Genomic DNA, 2,113 nt, shown 5'->3' with positions numbered 1-2,113 from the left:
CTATTGATCACTCATTATAATAGGAGTAGTTCGTTAATCAGGCTACTGAAAGAGTTCAAAGCATTAAATTGTGTATTCGATGAGATCATTGTTTCAGATGACGGCAGTAAATCTGTTCATCTGGAAAAAATACTTTCAGTTCAAAAAGAGTTCAACATGAGAGTGGTGACTACCGAAAAAAATAAAGGACTTGGTAATAACATCAACAAAGGGCAAGATGCAGTAAAGTCAGCGTATACATTATATATTCAGGAAGATTTTATTCCCCAACCCATCTTTCCGGAAAAATTGGGATATGCCCTTGGATGTATGGAAAAACGAGAGGATATAGATATGGTGCGTTTTTATTCTTATGAGAAATATCCTTATTTAAAGCCCATTGGAGAGGGGTTTTCAGAGATGATATTTAATCCTTTTCTTTGGGGTTATAAAAAATTCTATTACTACAGTGATCATCCTCATTTAAGGAGATCCAGTTTCTTTTCTAAATTCGGTCGTTACGCCGAGGGCATAAAATCGGATGTGACAGAATATCGCATGATGCTTTCTTTTCTCAGAAACAAAGGAAAAAGCCTATATTATGAAAAATATAAGGAACTCTTTGATCAATCTAATTCAGAAGAAGAACCCAGTACAGTTAAGAGGCAGGCCTGGAAACAGAAAGATAATTTTCCAACGAAAGTTATCCGCGATATCTTTCGTTATGTGAAATTTAATTTTAACTATTTCAGGCCCTAGCTTCCTCCAAATGGCTTAATACATCAGTAACTACTCTACAGCTCCAATAGAAGGTTTATTTACGTTTCGTGCAACCCCATAATAATCTTTAAGCAGGGAAAGTATAGCTTGGCCTTTGTTTTTGGCAGTTGATGATGAATTTAGTTTAAAAGTTGTCTTATCTGAAAATCCAACTTCATCAATGGAGGTGAAGTATAAATTATTTGACTCTGTTGGCTTTGTAACAGATTGCTGATTAGAGATCAATGTAACCGGATTTGGAGCAGGAAAATTGAAGCCAATATTATTAAAAACTTGACAGGTTCCCCCCTCAAGGTTATAAACATCGACAACGTTCCCGTACCAATCTTTATTTAAATTAAGATTTCCACATGTATTATTGTAAACTTTAGCATTTGCGTAAGTTACAGAACCCCTCATGTAGTTTTCAAATGATTGAGTTTCAAATGCAGAATACTTTCTTGAATTTACAACGATATTGTTATAAATAAGAACCTCCTTCGGAGTACCGATCGAATAGGTCCATGCCCTTAGTGCATTTCCCTGGTGATTGCTTACATAATTGTCATGAAATTTTCCATTACCCATAAAATGGAAGATTCCGTTGTGATTATTGTTTTCTGTGTTAATATTGTCCACCCTATTGTTATGAACATCATAGTCTTCCACATTACCAATCCAAACAACTGTTCCTACCTTACTTGAATTTACAAAAGTTAAATTTGCTATTTCAAGTCCCTTAATTAAGCCAATAATAGGCCCGTTTTCTACAGAGCCGGGAAATTGCAGGAAACTTGACGTGTTTTCGCAGCGAATATTTAGAAATTTAAGATTTTTGGAATAAGAGCCTTCTGATCCATCATATACCGTTTTAGGATCATAACTGATCACATAATCCTGTATGTTCTTAAAAGATACATATTGTATGGTAGAAGAAGTATACGGCTTTGATATTATGATAGATCTGTAACTGTTATCATGGAATTGAAAACCATATTGAATACCAGGATCTCCATTACCAGAAATGATCACCCCCTTTAAATTAGAAAGATTCATCTGGCTGAAATTTCCATTAATATCTACAAGACCATTGTTTGTAACGGTGATTGCACATCCGTCTTCCGCCTGTATATTTTTTATTGTTATGCTTTTATAAGAACCTTTAGCAATTCTAATTTTGTCATTGCATTTTAGGGGCAGAGACTTTCCATCTATAGATAGGTCACCCGATCCAGTGCCGACATCAACAATCTTTCCTATAACGACTACCGGAGGCGGGGCTTTTGCTGTTGTATCTTTTACTGCTGGTGTTTCTGGAACTTTAACAAGGTCATCCATGCTACTTTTCTTACACGCAAACAAGAAGAATAGTATA

At 35.3% G+C, this 2,113-nt stretch carries 2 protein-coding genes; one reads left to right on the top strand and one right to left on the bottom strand.

The window, feature by feature from the left end; genetic code table 11:
* Positions 1-738: glycosyltransferase (locus DBR11_RS23150; RefSeq protein WP_108554974.1), on the top strand; the 738-nt coding region annotated here is incomplete at its 5' end.
* A gap of 30 nt (positions 739-768) precedes the next feature.
* Here the strand turns inward: DBR11_RS23150 and DBR11_RS23145 are convergent.
* Positions 769-2,113, bottom strand: a 1,345-nt coding sequence (locus DBR11_RS23145) for a hypothetical protein (RefSeq protein ID WP_233260871.1), incomplete at its 5' end; no start/stop codon positions are given.

The sequence above is a fragment of the Pedobacter sp. HMWF019 genome, from assembly GCF_003061025.1.
Lineage (GTDB): Bacteria > Bacteroidota > Bacteroidia > Sphingobacteriales > Sphingobacteriaceae > Pedobacter.
Note: the sequence above shows the minus strand (reverse complement) of the source record. Positions and strands in the feature narration are given on the sequence as shown.